At 52.4% G+C, this 22,489-nt stretch carries 21 protein-coding genes and 1 pseudogene; 4 read left to right on the top strand and 18 right to left on the bottom strand.

Translation table 11 applies throughout. The features are described from left to right. The 8 genes and pseudogenes from JN12_RS01475 to JN12_RS01440 all read right to left on the bottom strand — a co-directional run. A pseudogene (locus JN12_RS01475) lies at positions 1 to 196 on the bottom strand (IS110 family transposase); the annotation flags it as partial. Between the two features lie 238 nt (positions 197 to 434). Then, positions 435 to 1,214, bottom strand: a complete 780-nt coding sequence (gene otsB / locus JN12_RS01470; RefSeq protein ID WP_145017344.1) for a trehalose-phosphatase — start codon at positions 1,212 to 1,214, stop codon at positions 435 to 437. Further along, positions 1,214 to 3,454, bottom strand: a complete 2,241-nt coding sequence (locus JN12_RS01465) for an alpha,alpha-trehalose-phosphate synthase (UDP-forming) (protein ID WP_145017342.1) — start codon at positions 3,452 to 3,454, stop codon at positions 1,214 to 1,216. The genes otsB and JN12_RS01465 overlap by 1 nt, the downstream gene beginning before the upstream one ends. 14 nt (positions 3,455 to 3,468) lie before the next feature. Next, complete coding sequence (locus tag JN12_RS01460; RefSeq protein ID WP_145017340.1) at positions 3,469 to 5,259, bottom strand: glycoside hydrolase family 15 protein; 1,791 nt, start codon at positions 5,257 to 5,259, stop codon at positions 3,469 to 3,471. Between the two features lie 444 nt (positions 5,260 to 5,703). Next, entirely contained in the window at positions 5,704 to 7,677 is a 1,974-nt protein-coding gene (locus JN12_RS01455; protein ID WP_145017338.1) for a solute symporter family protein, read from the bottom strand. A 108-nt stretch (positions 7,678 to 7,785) separates the two neighbouring features. Beyond that, entirely contained in the window at positions 7,786 to 8,343 is a 558-nt protein-coding gene (locus JN12_RS01450) for a TRAP transporter small permease (RefSeq protein WP_145017336.1), read from the bottom strand. 10 nt (positions 8,344 to 8,353) lie between these two features. After that, positions 8,354 to 8,659: a DUF485 domain-containing protein gene (locus JN12_RS01445; protein ID WP_407925365.1), complete on the bottom strand. Its 306-nt coding sequence runs from the start codon at positions 8,657 to 8,659 to the stop codon at positions 8,354 to 8,356. A 110-nt stretch (positions 8,660 to 8,769) separates the two neighbouring features. Further along, on the bottom strand, positions 8,770 to 9,543 hold the full coding sequence (locus JN12_RS01440) for an IclR family transcriptional regulator (RefSeq protein ID WP_145017332.1): 774 nt from the start codon (positions 9,541 to 9,543) through the stop codon (positions 8,770 to 8,772). 929 nt (positions 9,544 to 10,472) lie between these two features. Here JN12_RS01440 and JN12_RS01435 point away from each other — a divergent pair. Both JN12_RS01435 and nhaD read left to right on the top strand, forming a co-directional pair. Then, positions 10,473 to 10,976 carry a MarR family winged helix-turn-helix transcriptional regulator gene (locus JN12_RS01435; protein ID WP_145017330.1) on the top strand — a complete coding sequence of 168 codons (504 nt, stop codon included), beginning with the start codon at positions 10,473 to 10,475 and terminating at the stop codon, positions 10,974 to 10,976. An 80-nt stretch (positions 10,977 to 11,056) separates the two neighbouring features. Continuing rightward, a complete protein-coding gene (nhaD, locus tag JN12_RS01430) occupies positions 11,057 to 12,343 on the top strand; it encodes a sodium:proton antiporter NhaD (RefSeq protein ID WP_145017328.1) in 1,287 nt (428 codons plus the stop codon). 184 nt (positions 12,344 to 12,527) lie between these two features. Here the strand turns inward: nhaD and JN12_RS01425 are convergent, their stop codons facing one another. The 6 genes from JN12_RS01425 to pal (JN12_RS01400) form a co-directional block, all read right to left on the bottom strand. Beyond that, on the bottom strand, positions 12,528 to 13,466 hold the full coding sequence (locus tag JN12_RS01425) for a methyltransferase domain-containing protein (RefSeq protein WP_145017326.1): 939 nt from the start codon (positions 13,464 to 13,466) through the stop codon (positions 12,528 to 12,530). A 2-nt stretch (positions 13,467 to 13,468) separates the two neighbouring features. After that, positions 13,469 to 14,152: a hypothetical protein gene (locus JN12_RS01420; RefSeq protein ID WP_145017324.1), complete on the bottom strand. Its 684-nt coding sequence runs from the start codon at positions 14,150 to 14,152 to the stop codon at positions 13,469 to 13,471. 36 nt (positions 14,153 to 14,188) lie between these two features. Further along, the gene (locus tag JN12_RS01415; protein WP_145017322.1) at positions 14,189 to 14,803 is read right to left on the bottom strand and encodes a hypothetical protein; all 615 of its coding nucleotides are present in this window, start codon (positions 14,801 to 14,803) and stop codon (positions 14,189 to 14,191) included. Positions 14,804 to 14,880: 77 nt separating this feature from the next. Further along, the gene (gene pal / locus JN12_RS01410; RefSeq protein ID WP_145017320.1) at positions 14,881 to 15,465 is read right to left on the bottom strand and encodes a peptidoglycan-associated lipoprotein Pal; all 585 of its coding nucleotides are present in this window, start codon (positions 15,463 to 15,465) and stop codon (positions 14,881 to 14,883) included. Positions 15,466 to 15,673: 208 nt separating this feature from the next. Next, complete coding sequence (locus tag JN12_RS01405; RefSeq protein ID WP_145017318.1) at positions 15,674 to 17,026, bottom strand: chloride channel protein; 1,353 nt, start codon at positions 17,024 to 17,026, stop codon at positions 15,674 to 15,676. A gap of 147 nt (positions 17,027 to 17,173) precedes the next feature. After that, complete coding sequence (gene pal / locus JN12_RS01400) at positions 17,174 to 17,761, bottom strand: peptidoglycan-associated lipoprotein Pal (protein ID WP_145017316.1); 588 nt, start codon at positions 17,759 to 17,761, stop codon at positions 17,174 to 17,176. A gap of 184 nt (positions 17,762 to 17,945) precedes the next feature. Between pal (JN12_RS01400) and JN12_RS01395 the strand changes: the two genes are divergently transcribed. Next, positions 17,946 to 18,458, top strand: a complete 513-nt coding sequence (locus JN12_RS01395) for a MarR family winged helix-turn-helix transcriptional regulator (RefSeq protein WP_145017314.1) — start codon at positions 17,946 to 17,948, stop codon at positions 18,456 to 18,458. 96 nt (positions 18,459 to 18,554) lie between these two features. After that, positions 18,555 to 19,016, top strand: coding sequence for a universal stress protein (locus JN12_RS01390; RefSeq protein WP_145017312.1), 462 nt, complete (start codon positions 18,555 to 18,557; stop codon positions 19,014 to 19,016). 98 nt (positions 19,017 to 19,114) lie between these two features. Here JN12_RS01390 and JN12_RS01385 read toward each other — a convergent pair whose 3' ends face one another. From JN12_RS01385 to JN12_RS01370, 4 genes are all read right to left on the bottom strand, one after another. Further along, positions 19,115 to 19,594: a hypothetical protein gene (locus JN12_RS01385; protein ID WP_145017310.1), complete on the bottom strand. Its 480-nt coding sequence runs from the start codon at positions 19,592 to 19,594 to the stop codon at positions 19,115 to 19,117. Positions 19,595 to 20,144: 550 nt separating this feature from the next. Beyond that, positions 20,145 to 20,612, bottom strand: a complete 468-nt coding sequence (locus tag JN12_RS01380; RefSeq protein ID WP_145017308.1) for a hypothetical protein — start codon at positions 20,610 to 20,612, stop codon at positions 20,145 to 20,147. Then, on the bottom strand, positions 20,609 to 21,049 hold the full coding sequence (locus JN12_RS01375) for a hypothetical protein (protein ID WP_145017306.1): 441 nt from the start codon (positions 21,047 to 21,049) through the stop codon (positions 20,609 to 20,611). The genes JN12_RS01380 and JN12_RS01375 overlap by 4 nt, the downstream gene beginning before the upstream one ends. Beyond that, entirely contained in the window at positions 21,030 to 22,193 is a 1,164-nt protein-coding gene (locus JN12_RS01370; RefSeq protein WP_145017304.1) for an HD domain-containing protein, read from the bottom strand. The genes JN12_RS01375 and JN12_RS01370 overlap by 20 nt, the downstream gene beginning before the upstream one ends. Positions 22,194 to 22,489: the final 296 nt, after the last annotated feature.

Below are 22,489 nucleotides of genomic sequence, written 5' to 3'. Positions count from 1 at the left end.
AGGGGCCTGATTCATAGGCAAAGCGAAGTTCAGCGCCCGTGCTTTGCAACTTGCGAACAACCTTGTGCAGCGAATCCAGGTCGCCACCGATCGTGCCGTAGAACCGGACATCACCGTCACGGCCGACATCAGCCAGTGCGACATCGATGGAGTCTTTGTGAACATCAAGCCCGACAAATATGGTATTCTTCTTCATGACCTGCCTCCTTGGTTGTGGCTCTGTGTGGTGAATTCCCATTCCCAACATAACCCACGTTTGCAAGGGGCAGGTCGCTTACTTTCTACTGACAGACATTATGTCTAGTATAGAGCGGCGAAATCGAAATGCCAGCACCTGTGACTTTAACAAAAAGGTAAAAGAAATCAATATAATGACGCCAAATCGAGTGTACCGCCACAGAACCAGGATGTGAGAAAATGGGCGCCTGCCAGGATCACCCTGTTTTCCCCACATTGCAGCAGGTTTCAAGTATACCAACCATCGAATTGAGCAGCCCCAGCACCTCCGACTGGCCACTTAGATAATAGGGTGCAACCGTTTGATCGTTCTTCCCAATATGAATGCCAAATACATCTATAGCCCTCAATAGAAAGACTTCTTCGTCCGTCTCGTCGTCTCCAAAATAGATCGCCCTTGTTGAGCCGAAAAGTTCCATTGCTGAGATAAGTGCTTCCCCTTTGGTGAATGCTTCCATGGGAACCAGGTTGACCACAAGTTTGCCGCCAATTTTTTTGGGCCTAGGCGCCAGTTGTTCGATGGCTGCATTGATTCGCTTGAGCGCATTCTCACGGTCGGTTGCATATCGGTAATGTAGCGACAGTGACTCCCCCTTGAACTCGATCTCTATGCCCTGCTCATTGAAAAGCATGTCGAATAGCCGGTCCCTCCATTTGAGGCAATGCCTGGCGAACTGCCAGTTTCGCTTGCTATCTTGAGATGGCCATTCGGCCCCATGATTGCCAACGAGCAGGTGCGGCTCAAAACCAAGGATCGCCAGGGCGTCTTCCCTCGACCTTCCGGTGATCACGGCAACTTTCACGAGTTCGATAAGCCGTGCCAGGGTGATTCGGGTCGGGTCGGCAACCCGCGCAGCTTTGTAATCTTCAACTATGGGAGCAAGCGTGCCGTCCAGGTCGAAGGCGAACAACGTGTCAGGAGTTACATAACGAGCAAGAGCGACAAGTCCTTCAGAGTTGAACAAATACGATGACATTACGATTCTCCTCCGATTCTGGTTGCCAGCTTCTCCCGCTGGCGCACGCGTGCAGCGTCAAGGAGCATCCTGCCGGCCCAACGGTATACATTGAAGTCTCTCACCAGTGCCCGCATGCTGAGCATGCGCTCCCGTTGCTCCAAGTCAGGCATGATGAGCGCCCGATAAAGGGCCTCGGCGGTCTGTTCGATATGGTAGGGGTTTACGATAAGTGCTTCGTGCAGTTCGTGGGCCGCACCGGTGAACTGACTCAGGACGAGCACCCCCTGCTCATCGTCACGGGAAGCAACAAACTCCTTTGCCACCAGGTTCATCCCGTCGTGGAGGCTGGTCACCATGCAGACATCCGCCGCCCGATAGTATCGGTTTACCTCTTCAGGCTCGTGGTGCTCCGCCTTGAGGCAGATCGGCTGCCAGGTTCCGCTCGAGAACCGCTGGTTGATGTGTATGGCCAAATTTCGGACCTGTGCTTCAAAAGCCTGGTAATCATCAAGGGCCGAGCGGGTCGGCGCAGCAATCTGGATAAAGGTAAACCGTTCGACCAGCTCAGGGTGCAGTTCAAGCAGCTTTTCTACGGCACGGAACCTCTCGAGAATTCCTTTAGTATAGTCCTGACGGTCAACTCCGAGCCCGATTTTGTGGTTCGACGGGAGTCCCAGCTCTTTACGCACGTCTGCGCGACACTGCTCGACGGGCGCTTGCGTATCCTGCCAGGGGGGTGGCCACTGGATTGAAATCGGGTAGCTTTCCACCATTGTCAGCGTACCGCGACGGGAGATAGTCGACGATTCATGCTCTATGCGCGTTTCCAAGTAGCGGTCAACGGTTTCGAGAAAATTCTTGCAGTGGAAGGGGGTATGGAAACCGAGAATCGTGCTGCCGAGCATCCCTTTCAGGAGTTCTTCACGCCAGGGGCAGATGCCGAAGGACTCAGGGTTGGGCCATGGAATATGCCAGAACGTAATGATGGTCGCCTTGGGAAGCGACCTGCGGATCATCCCTGGCAAAAGTGCAAAGTGGTAGTCCTGTACCAGCACCACAGGATCGTCACTGTCAGCCTCTTTGACCACCGCATCGGCAAAGCGCTGGTTGATGGCCACATACTGTTGCCAATCACTGGAGCGAAAGATAGGGCGAACGTGGGCAATATGGCAGAGGGGCCATAGCCCCTCGTTGGCGAAGCCGTAGTAATATCCGCTTTCTTCTGCCTTGGTGAGCCAAATTCGCCGAAGCGTGTATTCAGGATGTTCAGGGGGGACCTGTGCCCTGTCGTACCGATCCACGGTTTCCCGGTCCGCAGAGCCGCTGCCGTGGGCAATCCAGGTGCCGGAGCAGGCACGCATGACCGGTTCGACGGCAGTCACCAGACCACTGGCGGGCCGATGGACCTCTATCCGTTCGTCTTTTCTGATATGAATATACGGTTCCCGGTTGGAAACAACGATGATTCGCTCGCCAGTGAGCTGTTTATGGAGCAGTTTGCGAAGGGAGTCGGGACTCCAGGTGATGGTGGCGTCATCGGCAAAGCGGCGTTCTGTGTCGAGTGCCCGCAGGAGTGTCCGCAGGTCACCAACGAGCGGTTGTAATTCAGGAGCCACTGCCGGCTGGGAAAATGGTCTGAGTATTCCCTCTCCGCGCAGCATGGCCCGTACGCCATCGATCCATCCACGCCAGCTCAAGTGGGCGACGAATACGGTGATGACGGAGACGACAATCCCAAGCAGCGTAAAGAACATGATGACATATTTGCGGGTATCTGCGCTGCGCCTCGCGACAAAGCTCATGTCGTGGACGAGGACTAGGGAGCCGCTGCGTCCCCCTTCTAAATCCATGGGGTACGTTGCCACGTGAACAGCCCCTTGCGGGAGCATATGAAGCGGTCCTGTCGCCTTATCTTGTGATACTGCCGAGGAGCAGCCGAGTGATTCCGGAAAGGTTGATGTCCGATAGAGCAGCTTGCCATCGCCACCACAGTACCCCAAGGCCAGTAATCGCTCGTCCTGGATGGCCCGAAGCAGAAGGGAGTTGATCTTGGTTTTGTTCCCCTGTTGGAGAAGTTCAGCCAGAGGATCATGGAGGGTGTTGGCAATCAGCCGGGAGCGGATATCCATGTCCCGGACAGACCAGCGGAGGGTAAGCTTGTCAACCAGCGGTACAACTCCATAGGCAAGCAGTGTCAGCGCGATGACCAGGGGTATGATGAAACGCAGTGACAAGCGAAGAGATCTCATAGTGATCATTCTGGAGCACCTCTCTAGAAAGCGGCATCCCAGCGTTTACTGAGACGGATGGCGGCATTGATCAGGCCGACCATGCTGTAAGTCTGCACAAAATTGCCCCACTGTTCTCCCGAACGGATGTCGAGATGTTCGGCAATGAGACCGTGGCGGTTATGCCGCGCCAGCAGGTTCTTGAACAGCACCCTGGCTTCGTCGCTACGGCCTAGGGCCACAAGGGCATAGATGTACCAGTAGGTGCAGACGATAAACGCGTTTTCTGGGGCGCCGAAATCGTCTTTTTCGACGTAGCGGAAAATATAGTCCCCTTGTCGCAATTCCCGCTCAATAGCCGCGACGGTTGATGCAAACCGGGGGTCGTCAGCGGTAAGGAAGCCGACGTCATGCAACAACAGCAGGCTTGCATCAAGTGAGTCTCCCTCAAAGGCTGCGGTGAAGGCTTTATTCTTGTCATTCCATGCCCGGTCACAGACGGTGGCGTGAATCCGTTCAGCCTGGGTGCTCCAGTAGATGACTCGTTCCGTAAGACCGAGGCGGTCAGCGATCTTTGACAGACGATCACAGGCAGCCCAGCACATGATGCTGGAGAATGTGTGAACCCGCTTGCTGCCACGTAACTCCCACAGGCCTGCATCCGGTTGGTCGTGCACCTGAATGGCGGTCTCTCCAAGCGGCTCAAGCCGATGAAAGAGAGCAGCATCTCCCCTGTGCATCAGGCGCCGGTCGAAGAAGACATGGGTAACCGCCAGAATTGCCGAGCCATACACGTCATGCTGGGTCTGCTCATAAGCCTGATTTCCCACCCTTACCGGCCCCATCCCTCGGTATCCGGCAAGCGTCTCTATTTCCCGCTCCTCCAACCGGTCCATGCCGTCTATGCCGTAGACCGGTTGCAGGCGCCCGCCATTGGTGCCGGCCACCAGGTTGACCAGATACCTGAGGTATCTCTCCATGGTGTTAGTTGTGCCGAGTCGGTTCAGGGCATTGACAACGAAATAGGCATCACGAAGCCAGCAGTATCGATAGTCCCAGTTCCTGCCGGAGTTTGGCGCCTCCGGGATCGATGTGGTCATTGCGGCCACAATGGCGCCGGTATCATCAAAAGTATTGAGCTTCAGGGTAATGGCGGCACGAATCACTTCATCCTGCCATTCGAAAGGGACCCCCAGATCGCGGACCCATTCATGCCAATAGGCAAGGGTTTCATGCTTGAATCTGCGTGCCAGTTCGTGAATTGCCTCCGCAATTGTCTCGTCGGGACCGAAAACGAGCGTCAGCTCCTCTTCGAGGATAAATGGCAGCTCCTGGGCAATCGTTGTAATGGATGCATCCGTAGTCAGTCGCAGGACCCAGTCGGGAGACACATAGCGGATATGGTGGCTGCCGTATGTGATGTCGCATTGATTTCGACCATAATCATGGGTCGGGCGAACACGGAGGCAGATCCTAGGGCTTCCGTGAACTCGGCGAATCTGTCTCACCAGCATCATCGGAGTGAACATCCGCCCGTGCAGCCTAAAACGGGGCGCGAAATCAGTGATCTCCACAACCGATCCATTGGTGTCGGTCAGCCGTGTTACGAGAACTGCGGAGTTGGGCAGATAGTTCTGTTCATCCTTGATCTGGTCGATCAATTCGATCGTACAATACCCATTGCCTGAACTGGTTTCATGCTCCTGCAACAAAGAGCAAAACACGGGGTCTCCATCAAAGCGAGGCAAGCAGTACCAGACAATTTCTGCCACAGGATCAATCAAAGCACCGATCTGGCAGTTGCCGATCAATGCAAGGTCAAGGGAACTCTTCATATGTCTATCCCTTTACGACTGCTATCTGGCTGACCATACACAGATGTAACTGGAGGCTCAGACGTGCAAACCAGAGTTGGTACCCCGCATGGTTGTTATCAGCCGTAATCCTTCAAGGAAATTTCCGCACGGAGATGATTCATTTACCACTTGGCGGTTTTAATCATCGGGTCTTCCAGGTCGTAATGAAGCGCGCTTCCTCGAACTCCCTTGATTTACTGGCAGTACGAAAAACCCATTTTTTAAGGTGTGAACACGACACGGCATATTATTTTGCTACACAAATTATATCTTAATACAAACTATAAAGTATATAAAGCTCGTTCGTCAAGTTATGAGATGCAAGCGGACTGGACGTGGCAGATGGACGTATTGAGACTGACTAAATAAAAAAGGGGGGGGCATCGCCCTCCCCCATATCATTGCACTCTCTGGCGGAGAAAATCAGTGATCGATGGCCTTGGCCATGCCGATACCGGTATTCTGGCGGACATAGATCTCGTCCCACATCTCCTCCGACTTGCGGCTCGGGAAGGCGAGGCAGCCTAAGATCGCGGCCAGAAAGCCAATCGGAATAGAAACAATTCCGGGGTTCTTGAGGCCGAAGAGTGGCTTGTCGAGACCCATCATGGATTTGCCATCCTTGTTCTTCTCGTAATCTTCCTTGGCTTTAACAAGGGCCTTTGTGTCACTCTCCTCAAGCATGGTTCCCGGCGGCAATGCGGCCTGCTTCTTCTCCAGGGCCTCTATGGTTTTCTGGGCGCCGGACGCTACAACTTTGGGATAGGTCATGTTGGGAGAAACCATCACTAGCGCGATCGAGACGATGGTGCCGACCACCAGGCCAGAGATGACGCCGGCGGTGTTGAATTTCTTCCAGAACAGTGACAGGAAGACGACCGGCAGGTTTCCGGAAGAGGCAACGGCGAAGGCCAGTGCCACCAGATGGGCAACGTTGGCTTTCTCGGCCATGATTCCGATGACAATGCCGATAGCCCCAACTACCAGAGAGGTAATGCGGGCAGCCATGACCTGCTCGTGCTGATCGGCGTGACCGTCCTTGATCACGTTGACGTAGATGTCGTGGGCAATGGCCGCGGAAGCAGCAAGGACCAGACCGGAAACGACCGCCAGGATGGTGGCAAAGGCAACAGAGCAGAGAAAGGCCAGAAAGATATCGCCGATGATCGGGGAAATATCGGCACCCATCTGTTGGGCAAGTAGCAGGGTGGCCATGTTGCCTCCCTTGTCAACCGAAATGATACCTTGCGGAGTAAGGTGAATGGCGGCACCGAATCCAAGCAGGGTGGTCAGGACATAGAAAGCGCCGATGATCCACATGGCGATGATGACCGACTTACGGGCAGCCTGGGCGGTAGGCACGGTAAAGAAGCGCATCAGGATGTGCGGCATGCCGGCGGTACCAAGCACCAGGGCCATGCCGAGGGAAATCTGGTCGAGCGGTTTCTTGAGAAACAAGCCAGGTTCTAGGAAGCGTTGACCGGCATCAGTACCGGCCAGCGTGATTCCGTCCTTCAGCACCATTTTGGAGACATGGTCCTGAATATAGGGGTTGTTGACGATATCGGAGAAAAAGCCGATCGGGTTGAAATTTGCCTTGGCCATGACCAATACGGAGAGCAGGAAGGCTCCGGACATGAGCAGGCCGGCCTTGATGATCTGGACCCAGGTGGTGGCGGTCATGCCGCCGAAAACGACGTAACCGACCATTAGTATGCCAACGCCAATGATTGAGGTCTTATAGGGGACGCCAACCAGGAGTGCCATCAGCTTGCCGGCGCCGACCATCTGGGCTGTCAGATAGAAGGTGGAAACGGCCACGGTGGAGATGGCGGCTACGGCGCGGACCGGTTTGGGATTGGTCCTGAAGGAAAGGATATCGCCCAACGTATACTTGCCGGCGTTTCGACAGGGCTCGGCGATGATCAGGAGTACCGTGATGTAGGCCACCAGCCACCCGACGGAGTACATGAACCCATCATAACCGTAAAGTGAGATAAGGCCGGAAATCCCCAGAAAAGAGGCTGCCGACATGTAGTCGCCGGCAATTGCCCAGCCATTCTGGGTGCCGGTGATGCCGCCGCCGGCAGCGTAAAAATCGGCTGCGGTTTTTGTCTGTTTGGCGGCCCAGACGACAACGCACATGGTGATGCCGATGATGACGGCAAACATTGTCAGGGTGATGGCCTTGTCAGCTTTCAGTTCCCTCTTTTTGGTGAGCGGCGCTGTTGAGGGAGTTGCGGCCTGGGTTGGTGTCGGGGTTGATGGAACGGCAACGGCAGGAGGACCGGAACCTGATACTGAATTTGATGCAGATACTCCATTGGCCTGATCGGCAGCAAGTGCGACAGAACCCATAATGATGGCTAGTACGAAACCTATGAACAACTTTTTCATTTAAACCTCCCATGGAAGATAGCAACTTCTCGTGGATGAATTACTTTTAGGTACCTTTCGATACATAACAAGGGGCTCTTTGACGTCATGGAACCGTCTAGGCATTTCTCACAAAGACTTCCAGAAGGCCAGGCGAAGCTGATGGGCACACATGTAGAAACCGGCAACGGCCAGGAGAACAAAACCGGGAACCATCAGCATCTGGGGAATCCAGACAGGCCATGCGAGAATCGGGGATGTTTCACCAACCTCCTTGACGGACAGAGCCCCTGCGGCCGTCCTCCAGGCGATCAACGCTCCGAACAGTCCAATCGCCAGTGAACCGATGGCATCAAGAAACGCAACCTTGTTGGGTGACAGGTTGTGGGTGAAGAAATCGACCTTTATGTCGCCACGAATCAGGTGGCAGTAGGCAAAAAAACTCGAGAGGGCGATGGCGGCGCACATCTGCAACATCTCCACGTCTCCGGGTACTGCAAAGCTGAACAGCTTGCGGCCGACAACGGAAACCAACTGCATGACGACCAGCGCCAAGAAAATCAGCCCTCCGCAAAGAGCAAACGCCCGGGATACCTTCAGAAGAAAATTGCCCAGATGACCAAAGGCATCGGATCTGGTGAAGGGGTCGTACGACAACCGTTCTTCTCGCTCGAATTCTTCTTCCATGTGACCTCCGTTACCTGAGTTCGTCCACCAGTTCTCGTGTCAGACGATCGAAATCCCTATTGGCCACATGGGCATAGTAATGGGCCAGAGCCCAGGAAACTACGAACTGTGAAAGGGCAAAGATATACCCGAAGTTTAGAACACCGATGACCTTGATCTTGAAGAGGCTTGGTGTGTAAGCCGCACCGATCGGAAGAAGGAAATAGTAGACCGTTGAAAAGATCCACCAGCCAAAGAGGAAAACGGATTTCTTCCTGTGAAGTTCGACGAACTTCGGGTTTCTGGCGATTGCTGACCAGTCGTACTCTTGCGCCATGATTTGTTACTCCTTTCTGAAATAAATTTGTCCATGAAACGGCGTCCCGCTTCTGACCTCATACAAATCCAGACAATTTCCTCCTTTCCGAAGAGCTAATTTCCTTTCAGTTATCCGCGTGCATAACCGAATCTAGCCGAAAGCATCTCAGCCCCTTCTCGTAAGGATGGGATGATCTCGTTTTCCAAGCGTTCAGCCAGCATCCTGAACGAAGGACCCAACACCGTCAGGGCACCAACGACCTTGCCGGCGTAATCTTTCACAGCGACAGCTACACTGATAATACCGTCGCCCAGGCAGTTGGAGTCCACTGCGACCCCTTTGCAGCGTATGTCGTCCAGTTCTCTTTGAAGCTGGGTCAAGTCGCATGGAACCTGTCTGCTCCTCCCCCGCTTGATCATTTTTTCCATGTCCTGAAATTCGAGAGCCTTGATGGCCTTACCGGCAGCGTTGCTGAAAAACGGAAAAAGCTGACCCACCAGGGGAGCAGCCTTGACCGTCTGGTCACAGTCGACCATGTCCAGGAACATCACTTCATCTCCCTTCAGAACGGTCATGTATACGGCTTCATCATGCTTCTTTGCCAAGTCTTCCAGAACCGGATGGGCATGCTTGATGATACTGGTGCCGTTCAGTATCTTCTGAGAAAGTCCCACGGCACAGATTCCAAGGCGGAGTTTGCCGCTTCCGGGGTCCTTTTCGACCAGTCCCCGCTTTTCAAGTGTTGCCAGAATACGAAACGCCTTGTCCTTGCTGATACCCAATGCGGAGGCAAGGCGCGGCAACGTTAGCAGCATCGTCTCTTCGGCGATTATCAGTTCCAGCATGTCGAATACGATATCCACGGTTCGCACGGAGTAATCGGTTTTGTTTGTTTTAGCCATGTCGGACCTCATTGAATCCTCATCAGTTTCTGAGTATCGGGACACGCGCTTAGCGAAAGACCGCGACGAAATCGCGATGGCAGTTGCCCTGCTGTCGCTTGTCACAGAGTAACGGACCAGCAAAGCGCGAGACGCACCGAGCTCTCGCCGCCTAAAGCGGCAGTTTTCCCGGGAAACGGCAACATGGAAGGATGCAGCCGTCCTACGGCAGTTCACGTTGTGCTACAAATCGTGGGGGGCTCAGGAATGAAAAGGTAAGTGTGAAGGTGGTGCGCGGGCGACCAAATTTGTAGTTGGAATGAAAGGCGGAAAGGTAAACTCTATGGCAGGTGCTAACTTTGTGCTGTACTGAACAGGCCCGACGAAGTAAAACCCGTGAGGGTCAGCAGCCTCAGTCTTCACCTGTTGAACCACTTCTAGGGCATTTTTGACAACATGTTCAACAACAGCTCGTGGACGCTGCTTGGGAGCGCTTCCTCCTGACAGGTACGGATTCCGCATCCCCAGGAAAACGAGGAAGGATGAGGCGACCAGTATGGTTATGAGGAGAATCTTTCGGTTCATGGTAACCCGTGTTCTACGCCATGCTGAAATTATTTCGGTGGTATGAACCATATGCAATCACATATGGTTTGTATACACAAATTTGTTTAAGTATATAACAATTTTTTATTTTGTTCGCAACAACAAATCTCATCCGTGCACCAACGCACGCAACGTACCAGTTTAGTACACATTTCTTCGTGAACGCTGTGCCATATCTACATTAGCGGATTAATTTGCCACCCCTTTAGCGAATGTTCGGATCAAGGCACAGGTCAAGAGACGGGGCTTTACCATAGGCTTTATGGGTGTTTTGTGGTAATTATCTCATCATCAATTAATCAGACATCAACGTACAGGATTTTCACAACCTTTAAGGACTTTTTATGGTAAACACCCCCGAAGTGGTAGCTGGGATTATTGACAATATTCGACGTTTTTTCCAGGTGGTTAATGAACACTCAAAACGGGCTGAAAGGGAAACGGGATTGACTGGTCCCCAACTGTGGGCGATTAAGATGATCGCCGAGTCCGCGCCCATCAAACCTTCCGAACTGGCACGCCGCATGTACCTTCATCCGGCTACTGTTGTCGGGCTTATCGATAGGCTGGAAAGGAAACTATTAGTTACACGTACCCGCTCCAATGAAGACCGGCGGGTCGTGGAAATCTCACTTACCGAACAAGGGAGGGAATTGCTCGCCCTAGCACCCGAAGTACCACAAGGATATCTGGTAAGAGGTTTGGAGAACCTGACAGACAAAAAACTTCTAAAAGTCGCTGAGGGTGTTGAGGAACTGGTGAAGATTCTTGGGGCTGAAGAGATCCCGCCGCAGCTGATCCTGTCTTCAGAGATAAATCTGCCCCGGAAGAGACGATCGCAACTTTAGAGATGCTGTCCGTAATCGATCTCGCGTGCTATGAGCTGCTCAATCATAAACATTAATGGTGAATGGTGAAGGAATTCGCAATGCTCATCGCTCTCGTCATCATTTTTGTCATCGCCTATGCTGCCATCGCCTTGGAACACCCGCTTAAGGTTAATAAGTCCGCTTCTGCCCTGATCGGCGCTGGCCTGCTCTGGACGATCTATGCTCTGTCAACCGGAAATCATAACCTAGTGAACGAGCAGCTCGGCGAATCCCTCATAGGAACCGCCCAAATCGTCTTTTTTTTGATGGGGGCCATGACTATTGTCGAGGTGGTGGATGCGCATAATGGCTTTGATATTATCACCTCGCGCATTAAGACCACCAGACTGACCTCGCTCCTCTGGCTTGTTGGATTTGTAACATTCTTCCTGAGCGCCGTGTTGGATAACCTGACCTCCACCATCGTGATGATCTCGTTGATCAAGAAACTTTTGGACAAGCACGACGACCGCCTCTTCTTTGCCGGCATCACCGTTATCGCTGCCAACGCCGGCGGCGCTTGGTCACCTATTGGTGACGTCACCACCACCATGCTCTGGATCGGTGGCCAGATCACCACCCTTGCAATAATGAAAGGGGTCTTCCTAGCTTCGATCATCAACATGGTCGTGCCGCTGGCCATCACCAGCTGGTTTCTGCGGGGGCGGAAGGTGGCAAGTCCGGTCGAAAGCGTTGAACTCGGTCACCGTGACAAAACCACCCCATTCGAGCAAAATCTCATGTTCGCCATGGGACTCGGCATCCTGATCTGCGTACCGATCTTCAAGACCATCACCCATCTTCCCCCGTTCATGGGGATACTCTTCGGCCTGGGGATCATCTGGTTGGTCGGCGAACTGATTCACAATAAGAAGGATGATGAGGCCAAGGAACACTTGACCCTAGCCAGGGCACTCAAGCAAATAGACATGAGTTCTATCGTCTTCTTCATCGGCATCCTGCTGGCTGTGGCCAGCCTGGAGCACACACACATCCTGACAAATTTGGCCGATTGGCTTAACAAAACCGTGGGGCGCGAGGATGTGATTGTCACCATCATCGGCATGGCGAGCGCCATCGTGGACAATGTGCCGCTGGTGGCCGCCTCAATGGGAATGTACAGCATGTCCCAGTACCCGACCAACAGCTTCCTCTGGGAGTTCATGGCCTACTGTGCCGGCACGGGCGGTTCGATCCTGATTATCGGCTCGGCGGCCGGGGTGGCCGCCATGGGGCTAGAGAGGATCCATTTTTTCTGGTATGTAAAGCGGATCAGCGGATTGGCGCTGGTGGGGTACTTCGGCGGGATCGTCACTTACATAATCCAATATCGGCTGTTACACTGAGGATATTGGATTTTCTGCTCTCTAAAATCTCTTAAATATTCATCACTTTTAAGCGTTTTTCCCTCCATCCTGCAATCCCAAATCAGTGACAGGATGGGAGAACGGATCGATCAGGGATAGATAATCGAACCTAATCCTGTCCGAATTTGCCGGTGTAGGCATTGAGGGGACCAAACCAAACTTTTCACCGTGCAGCGACCAGGAACTCGCTCCTTATAAGTTCGTAGTGATTACAATGAGAACGCATCCTCCACGTTATAGCCCCAGCCCGAGAAATGTGCCAAGGAGGAGAGAGCACTTTACCTTTTCCTTCCAGTAAAGACCGGACATTTTCCAATCCCCTTCCCTTATACGGGCCAGCTGTCGTCCCTCCAAGCCACAACTCCTCAGACGTTGCGCTTGTTGTCCAGGAAAATGGTGACGCAAAAAGAAACGATGCACTTTGATCGCGTGCAACCCTGTTCATCTCGTACAAGTGGGCAAGGGGATAGCTGACCCTATCTAGCAGGTTGAGGGAAGCCATTTGTTGAAAAGTTCCCTTGGAGAAAGGCACCTTAAGCACGTCCGCCATCACAAACTCGAGGTTGTCTGTTTTCCAGGCTTCAGGGAGCTTAATGTGGAACGTTTCGCGAAGATTTCCTTCCAAGGGCAATGTGAATGTCAGATGCCGGTCCCGGGCCAAACGACGGGCTGTTCTGATAAAATTGAGCGAAAGGTCGCACCCCACTGCCCAACTACTCCTTGCGGCCATTTCAAAGGCAACCCGCCCCACAGAACACCCTGCATCGAATGCCGATGAAACATGACCTGCCAGACAAGTGACCAACGCAGCTATCGAACATTCTTCAGTATCACCTAGCAGATCCCTATAATGGCACCAAAGGTATTGGTCAACCATCCCCGCCTCCTCATACCGCCATTGCGCACCTGCCGGGCAACTGTCAGGACTTGGCAGCAGTTGTGCAATCCCTTCCCGAATAGGGAAACGGCGCTTACATTTTTTGCATGTGAGGCTTCCCGTGATGATGTCACCATCAGTTTCGCAATCAACGGAAAGATCCAGCTGATATTCATATGGAAGGCAAACAGGACAAATGAGATGCGGGAGCAGGAAACGTTTCATGACTATGCCTGCAATTTTGAAAAATCCCTGTATATGTCAGGCACAGCCTTTCTCATCATGTTTCGTACTGCCTTCAACATGAGCTCCTCATGAAGCAGAGGTTGACCTGAGATCGAATAATCGGAAACGGTTGTTGCATACTCATGCGATACATGCAGCGCACCGTTTCGCCACATATCCACCTTGATATCCAGATGGCATCTTCCATCAAGGGTCAACAGCGCCGAATTCTGCTCTAAATTTGCATAAACCCTTGAGATGTCGATCCCAGTTCCCACATTCTTCGGCAACTTCTCAACCAATAATACCGTATAGCCTGCCGCACTGAGTTCCTGCTTCAGCGCATCAACGAGGATATCCCCGGAATATACGGGTATCACCCGTTTGGCAATGGTTATCCCGTAGCCGCTTTTCACGTTGACGACCGTGATCTTTGGCGGAATGGTTGTTTTCTTCCTGGGCCTAAAACTTACCTGTTCCAGTCTCCGCATGAGGCGGGAAGGTCTTTTTTCTTGGGTATCCTTCCAGGGACTGCCATTCATCGACAAGAACACTACTCCACTACCTCCTGTTGCATGAACGACCTGCTTGTACCGCAAGGAAGCATTCCGACCCGTAGTTGCGCATCCGGCAATCGTGCCAGCACACCATGCAATCAGTATTACTCCCGTCATCAACCGGTTCATGGCATTTCTCCAGGTAATCAACTGACGGTTCTTAAGTTACGATTTTCCGTTCAGCACCGCGACGATCTCTGGAACTGCCTGGCTCATGACACCGCGCAATCCTTTCTCGATCATATCTCTTGGCAAGCGTTCCCTGTCTATTATCGCAAAATCGGATACCCTCGACTCATAGCTCAGCCGTTTCATTTTTGCGCCATTTTTCCAAACATCCATCGAGATCTTGACCGTGCATGTCACCTCGATCTTCGGAATGCCGGCGGTTTCCTCAAGTTCAACCTGTACCGAAGCCAGATCAATGCCTTTGGAGACTCCCGAGGGCATTGATGCCCCTAATTCGACCCTGTACCCAGCAACGGTCAATTCCCGCTTGAGTGCATCAAGCACTATGTCACCCGCAGAGTTTGCCGACAGTATTTCGCCTGTTACCATCCCGTCGGAATCTTTCCGTTTGCCAATGACCCACCGGACGTTATCCGCATTACTGATGGCTGTGTTACCAGTTCCAGATTTCAGAAACAGATTACCCGAACCTCCTCTGGCTTCAACAGATGGGGAGTACAGAATTGACACGGGAATAGTAGTCGTTGCACAGCCGGCAAGAATACCCATACAATATGTCAACAAAGCAGCACAGATTGTTCTCCGGATCATTACCCTCTCCTTGATTCAACGGTTCACCAACTCATGCCTAATATCCCTGAGACCGGCGGGAGATGGCCTGCATAAGACTATTTTGTCGCGATTACGAATTCATCCCGGCGGTTACTGGACCATGATGCTTCATCGTGCCCGATGGCAACGGGCTTTTCCTTGCCATAGCTGATAACTGACAACCGCTTTGGGGGAATCCCCATCGCCACCATGTACTGCATGGCAACCCTAGCCCGCTTCTCGCCCAAGGCCAGGTTATATTCGTCCGAACCGCGTTCATCGCAATGCCCTTCTATCTGCACGGTAACGTCAGGATCGTTTTTCATGATTTCGGCATGCCTCAAAAGAATTCTGCGGGCTTTTTGCGATAGTACGTACGCATCGAAATCGAAGTATATGTTTTCCATAACTACCTTAAGTTCGCCTGCATTCGGGATCGGCTCCAAGGTATCATGGGTGATACTTTCCTGGTTCAAAGACTGCCTGTTCTGCTGCTTACTGGAAGGTACCGAGACTGTCGGATCAGTTTGGACTGATTTGGAGGGTGTTAAAAACCGCGTAATCGGCTCATCCTTCTTCACCATTTCATTCTTAGCGCAACCACTGGCAACGAACAGTACGCAACTCAATACCAGATGTAACCATGCACCATGGTTCTTCATTCGTGCCTCCTTTACTTGGAATCCAATAAAGATGACCGCTAATCAAGCATTGACGGGTTTATGAGGCTCCATCATTGAAAAATATGAGTGACGCTGACTATTTTATCGGAACCAATTTCTGGAGCGTTATGAAGAAAGAACGATTCGTCACCTTAACCTCCCCTGACAATAAGGGTTCTAAGACCAGTAGCGGTTGAAGTGTGATGTGTCATCTCTCCCTTTTTTTGACCAGACGCAAAGCCATTGCCATGAAGCCGATCAGGGACTTTTCACGGTGGGAGACGACCGCAACTTCCACCTCTCCAACCGGTTTCCCTGTGGCAACTTTCAGGGAAGCACTCTTCTGTATTCCCAGGACCTGACTCGGGTAAATGCTGCGGTAGCCAACAATCAGGAAGCTAACCATGCAGGCCACCGCTGCGTGGGGGGCTATGGCCGGGCCAAACAGCTCCATAGCCATGACCGACGCTGCGATAGGAGTATTGGCCGCGCCAGCCAGAAGAGCCACCATGCCAATAGCGGAAAACGTGGCCACATACGGCTCGCTTAGAAGTTGGGCGAAGAGGTTGCCAGCAGCTGTACCTATGAAGAAAATTGGAGTGACTACCCCGCCGCTTCCACCGCATCCCAGAGTGATGGCAGTGGCTAGCCCCTTCCAGAGGAAAGCTCCAACCGGAAGCACTTCTCCTCTCAGTCCTGCGTCGATGGTTTCCAGGCCCAGGCCAAGATAGCGCTTGGACACTAATGCCCCAATAAGGACGAGGATACATCCTCCCAGAAGTGCATTCATCGATCTGTGCCAAGGTAGGTTGTCGAAAAGTTTATGAATGACTTTCATGGCTTCGATCAGGAGCAGGGCTACAAGTCCGCACCAGATACCAAGCAGGAGCATTTCTGCAAAACTCCTGCTGGTCAATTCCGGGATGACTCGACCCACCTGGTATGAGTACTGTACTCCAAGCTGTGTGGCGACATGATAGCCGACAATGCCGGCCACGAACGACGGGAAAAGCACGTCGTAAAGCATCTGCCCCAAGACCAGGACTTCAATACCGAAAAGAGCGCCGGCAATGGGGGTTCCAAACACGGTGGCAAAGCCGGCGCTAATCCCGCAGATGACAAGTTTACGTTGATCCAGCGGCTCTAACCGCAATAGTCTGCCGAAACCTGACGCCAATCCAGCGCCGATCTGGGCACAGGGGCCTTCTTTACCGGCCGACCCACCACCTGCCAAGGTAATTACAGTAGCCACCAGCTTCACGGGGACCACCGCTAGGGGGATACGTCCCATACGCTTGTGAACCGCTTCAATGACCTTTTCCGTGCCGTGTCCGGCTGCATCCGGGGCCAACCATTGTACTAGCAAGCTGCTCGCTAGAAGGGCAAGAGGCAGGTACAGGTAAGAGTTGGGAACCCTTTCGCACTGTCCGGATGTCCAGGAAAGCGCCCGGAGGAAGACGGTTGTACCGAGCCCCACCAAGACCCCAACGATCGAGGCATAACAACTCCATTTTACTACACTCGCTACGAGGGTTATCTGCTCATTAAGCTTCTGTTTCATAGCGAATCTTATTCCTTGCGGGCTGTAGAAAGACTTTCCATCAGTTTGTGATGGCCCCAGGTCGACTGTTTATGCGATCGGAGGCCATGGGGAGCAGCCCCAATGTATGGCTTACGCCGGACTCAGAGGGGCTGCCGGTTTTGATGTTTAAGGATTTACCGGGACGAATTCATCCCTGCGGTTCTGCGCCCAGGCGTTTTCGTTGTGGCCCGGATTGGCAGGTTTTTCCTTGCCGTAACTGATCACTGAAAGTCGATCAGTCGGTATACCCATGGTTACAAGGTACTCCATGGCTTCTTTGGCTCGTTTTTCACCCAGAGCGAGGTTATATTCGTCGGAACCGCGCTCGTCGCAGTTCCCCTCTATTCTAATTCTGCCCTTGAGGTGTTGCTTGATAACGGCTGCGTCTTTGACAAGTGCTTGACGGGCCTTCTGGGAGAGTTTTGCGGAATCGAAGTCAAAATATACTTTTTCTAGAGCCGACTTCAGCTGTTCGATCCCTTGGTCAGGTTTCTGCGAAAGGGTTGCTTGTGAGGGGGCTTGCTTGGGCTCCTGCTTCACAAGCTGGGTACCGAGCTTATCCGTTTTTGCCACCCCCTTGTCGGTAGCTGCCGGCAACAACGTCTTTGGCGCCAATGACTCATCCTTCTTGACGATCTCCTGCTTGGCGCACCCACTAACGACCAGAGCGACTCCGCAAAATGACACAATCATACCAATTACTCTTCTTTTCATTTTTGTTGTTCCTTTCTGTCGGGTGATCTTCCCTCAATTGCGGGGGGACGCATAAAAGTGGCCAATTCTACATGACTATTTACGTATCGATTTGATGAGTCTAACGTTTTGCTTGCGCATTTTGTTTCTGTCGCATATTATTTGTATATGAATACTATTTTGTCAACTGGTTTTTGGAGCAGTTATGTCTACGAAATCAGAGGCCATTGCGGGAATCGTCGATAACCTTCAACGAATCATCCAAGTGGTCAACGAACAATCGAAAATTTCCGAGCGCGAAACGGGATTAACCGGCCCTCAACAATGGGCTATTAAAGCTATTGCTGAGGCTGAACCGGTCATGGTTTCCGAGTTAGCGCGTCGCATGCACCTGCATCCTGCAACTATAGGTGGAATTCTCGATCGCCTCGAGACCAGGGGACTCATCACGCGCACCCGCTCCCTGGAAGACCGGAGAGTTGTTCATGTAGACTTGACCAGCCAAGGGAAGCTGTATGAAACCAACTCACCCGAGGTGGTCCATCGACTTCTGAAGGCACGTCTGGAAGATCTCTATCAAGAAGAGATTGACCGGATTGCTTTGGCGTTGAAGGGCCTGGCAAAAATTCTCGGAGCTTCTGAAAACAATACCAAGCCCATCAACCCGTTAGATGACAATGTGCGAAGGCGAGCGACGGATGACGGTTCGGATAGTTAATCCCGCATCCATACTCTTTCTAAAGAGTGCTACGCTGGAAGTAGAAGTAGTTTAGAGCTGTATCGAGTTGGCTAAAACAGTATGGGGGGTACAACAATGGAAGATTTCAAACGTATTCTCGTCGTGAGCAGAATGACCGCAAATTGTCAGAAGGCGGTTCACTTCGGTGTATCCTTGGCCCGTAAACACGAGGCGGAACTGACCGTTATTCACGTTATACACAATCCCTTCGGGCTCGAAGGTTGGAACCTACCGACCATCTCCCTTGAGAAGGAGTACCAGGAGATCACGCGGCAGGCCAAGCAAGACCTGGATCGAATTCTGAAGAACGAGCGTAGTGAAGGGCTCGCAGTGACCGAGTTAATCAGGGAGGGAGAACCGACCAAAGAGATTCTTAAAGCAGTGAAAGAGTTGAAGATCGATCTTCTAATCATGCTGGCACATCAAGAGTGGCGGCTCGAGCATTTTCTTTTCGGCCGTAGTAACGAAGAAATCGTTCGAACGATGCCCTGCTCGGTCCTCCTCGTCAAGAATGAGCCTAAACCGGTTAGGTGGTAGACGTATCGTATTAGGCTTGGGTATGGGTCACGCTTCGACGCCGATGGTGGGTTAGGATTCAGTGCCGATCCACATCAACCACACGGCTTATTCGCAATCTACTTAAACAGATCCTCCAGATGCTCTACGAACACGTGTTGCATATCCAACCCCAGCAGGTCTCTGTAATGCTGCTGCCACCCCTCGCGCATCGCTTCCAGGCTCGCCAGCCACGCCAGCTGCCCGGGATCTTGCGACTGTCGCACCTGGTGCTCTACCTTCAAAAGCTCTCCGAAACCTGGATTAAGGAGGCTTGCGTAAAAATGATCGATTTCCGGAACATGTGATGGATCGGCTTCGTGTCTGTCACATGCCCAATCGTCAACCAAAATCACGCCGTACCCGTAATAGACATATTCCGGAACACTTCGACCTCTCCCCTGTTCCCATTCCCACAGCCGGCTTTCCGGAATTGCTGGTGAATACTTGCAGCCTGGTACGTAGCAGGGTATCAATGTGCCCATCAGGGACAGTGTCATCTGGCCGTACCTCAGGGAGGTTCTTACCCTTTCCAGGTCAAGAGGTTTGATTTTTTTCATGATGTTACCTCCTGCCCGTTGTCCACTACGATGCCCCAGCGAGCTTTCCTAGGTACCCTGGTAACCAGATTCCTTAGCCTCTCGATTGCTGATCAGGATCGAGCCTTGGAAATGCTGAGGCTCATGGGCGAGACAGGTGGTAACGCGACGTCGGCTAAGCGGGATGTGTGAAATATCCCCGGCCATGGTGTGACTTGGCATAGAGGTGGGTCGCCGGTAGTCACTGAAAAGTCACGACTACCGTTTGACCTTAGAGATCACTTCCGAGCTGATTCTGGCCGGGTGACCGTCTGGAAACTGGATGAACGGGGCTCGTTGGTGGCCGTGACGCTGCTGAAATGATAGGCTCGCCCCGCCAAATAGAACGGCATAAGGTACCTCCAAACATAGGGCACGGACTCCGTAGGTTAAATAATGTCATGCTACGAAATATTCCCGGTGATCTCGGGAAGGGCATGCTGTTAGTAGCCTTACGGACACGCAGCTTGTTATGGGCGGTTAACGGCTAGAGTTTGATGCCGATGAGGGAGGGATTGTGGGGCCTCTGGTGCTAGAGTCCCCGTGAAGCCTTAAAGCGCCTTGCAGCGATCTGACGCAATTTTGATACTCTCCGGGCGACCCAAGGAGTTGGAAGGGTTTGGAATAATTTTCTCAATTCCTCGATGACTTGATTCGTATCGATTCTGTATTCCGGTTGTCTGCTCTTTTTTTCGTATAGCGTCAGAAACCGGTTGATAACCCAGAGTTCCCACTTCTTTAGCTGCCAATCCCCGGGGTTTTTCGCCAAGTCTTCCCGTTCCTTCTGGGTGATCCTTGCAAGTTGCAGTCGCAAAATCTCTCGATTGCCGAATATCTTTTTAAAATTCTTGATGAACAGGGCATCTTCTGCGGAAAACTTATTAAGGTCACGCGGCAATGCTCCGCAACGCTGCAATTCAGAGACGATATTGACGTGTAGTCCGGTCAAGTCAGCCAGTCTAGCAGATAGGCTTTTTTGTTCAGGCACACTCGCTTTCATCGCATACCCCCGCACTTTTTTTCCCGCCGGACCCTTTCTCTGGCTGCCCGGCGGATTTGATTTGCCTTTTTGATGGTCTCAGGAGTGATCGCGTGAGCGTATAACAATCTGCCAAGAACCTCTCTTGTGGTTGCTGCTTTGCCAGTGCGGTAGTTATTGACGAAGACTTCCATGACATCAGCTTCCAAATCTCCGACCTCCTTCTCTCTGATCAGTTCTTCGCGCTCGTGCTTGGAAAGACCAGCCAATCGGGCCTGCATAAGCCGTCTATTGCTCCAGATGGCTTTCATTCGGACCAGAAACGGATCGTTTTCTTTTACATTGCTCAGGTCGCGGTCAATAAGGCCTAGCCGCTGAAATTCGAGAATTGCTGCAAACTGAAACCCAAGCGCATTCGACAGACGACTCAGATCTGATTTACTCGCTTTCGTCTTCATGAGACCCTCCTTCACGCAGGACGTTGACTGACGGTTTGACCGGGGTGACGTAAGAAATCCTGGCTGACAGCCTCCATTTCTTCCGGCGTTCTAACAGATCGAGGTCAGAAGTAAGGTACGTTGCGCGAATTGGCACGAGATAATGAGTTCTGCTCGGCACAACCCGACCTTTAAAGTTGATCCAGAACATTCCACCCGTTCGTCCAGGGGGGATCAAATCAGTAGCTATGGCCCCTGCCGCCAGCAGTTCTCCGGCGACAAAGCTTGCCGCATCACTCTGCCGCTGTTCGCTGGCACTCCATATGTCGGCAATGATGGATCTGTGGTTAGTGCAGAGGTCGTGCAACGCGGCGAATAGTATCTTAGGGTAAAAATAACAAATGCCCTGCTTAGTCGAAAAAGACTCGACATAATCATGTGTAGGGGCATTTACGTGTTCGGCCAGTATTCTGAGATATTCTGGGATATTCCAGAAGGGCAGCAGCTTTCGGTCAATAGGTCGTGGAATATACTCGTCATTACGCTTGCTACGCCGGATTGGTTTAGGTTCCGTCTGCTGCGCAACCGTCTCTTTTGCGCTCTGGAAATCAGCGCCTTCATCGAACCGCGCCAAGGCGTCAGCTCTCTTGAGAATGTCCAGCAAATGACCCGAATCCTCGGGATTATGGTGACGATTTACGGCTGACAGAATCAACTCAGCTTCCCGTTCAGGCAAACGGCCAGGAAGAAGCAAAGCTGTCAGAACCTTGGCGCTAGAAGCGGCATGCGCCCGCTTGTGGCTAATCCCGAGGTCCCTGTTGTAGAGACGGGGGATCTTTCCGATGTCGTGGCTCAGGGCAGCGATGAGCGCGATCGGTCGCATGAGTCCCGAGTCATCTACAAGCTGTACGATTCGATCCGCAGTATCGATGCAGTGCTGCCTGACGGTGACCATTGCAAGTTTTTCGAATTGCGGTTCGCTATGGATCTTCCACCTGGCTGGATCTCCCTTTATATGCTCTGTGCTGATGGAAGAGACCCCCCCTTCGGTGTCAAGCAGATACAGAATGTCATACGCAATATCTGCATAGTCGCCACGGAGCGTGTCCGCATGCCGACCGATGAACTCCCGAATCTCTAACGTCTTGTAATCTGTTGGATCCATCCCCGCCTCCTTAAACTGAATTGGTGCCGGCAGCAGCCCCGATGCCTAGCAGCCCACCATTTATTAACTCCGACAACCGGTGCGAAGCCTTGTCGCAATTGGACTTGCCCTCTATGACTTCTTGCCCTTCGCCCCTTTTCGGGGCCGTGTGGCGTTGGTCCCTTCAGTGCTATTGTCGCCGGGGGTACCAGGAGGGGCAGTTTTAGGTCTTTGCCGACTACGTCCCAAGTTGCCGTCATCGTCTGTCCCTTGATTCCGTACCGTTATCAAACGTATGACGCCCAAACTGAGAATTG

Origin of the sequence: Geobacter argillaceus, assembly GCF_007830735.1 — a bacterium.
Classification (GTDB): domain Bacteria; phylum Desulfobacterota; class Desulfuromonadia; order Geobacterales; family DSM-12255; genus Geomobilibacter; species Geomobilibacter argillaceus.
This window is presented reverse-complemented; position numbering and strand designations above follow the sequence as displayed.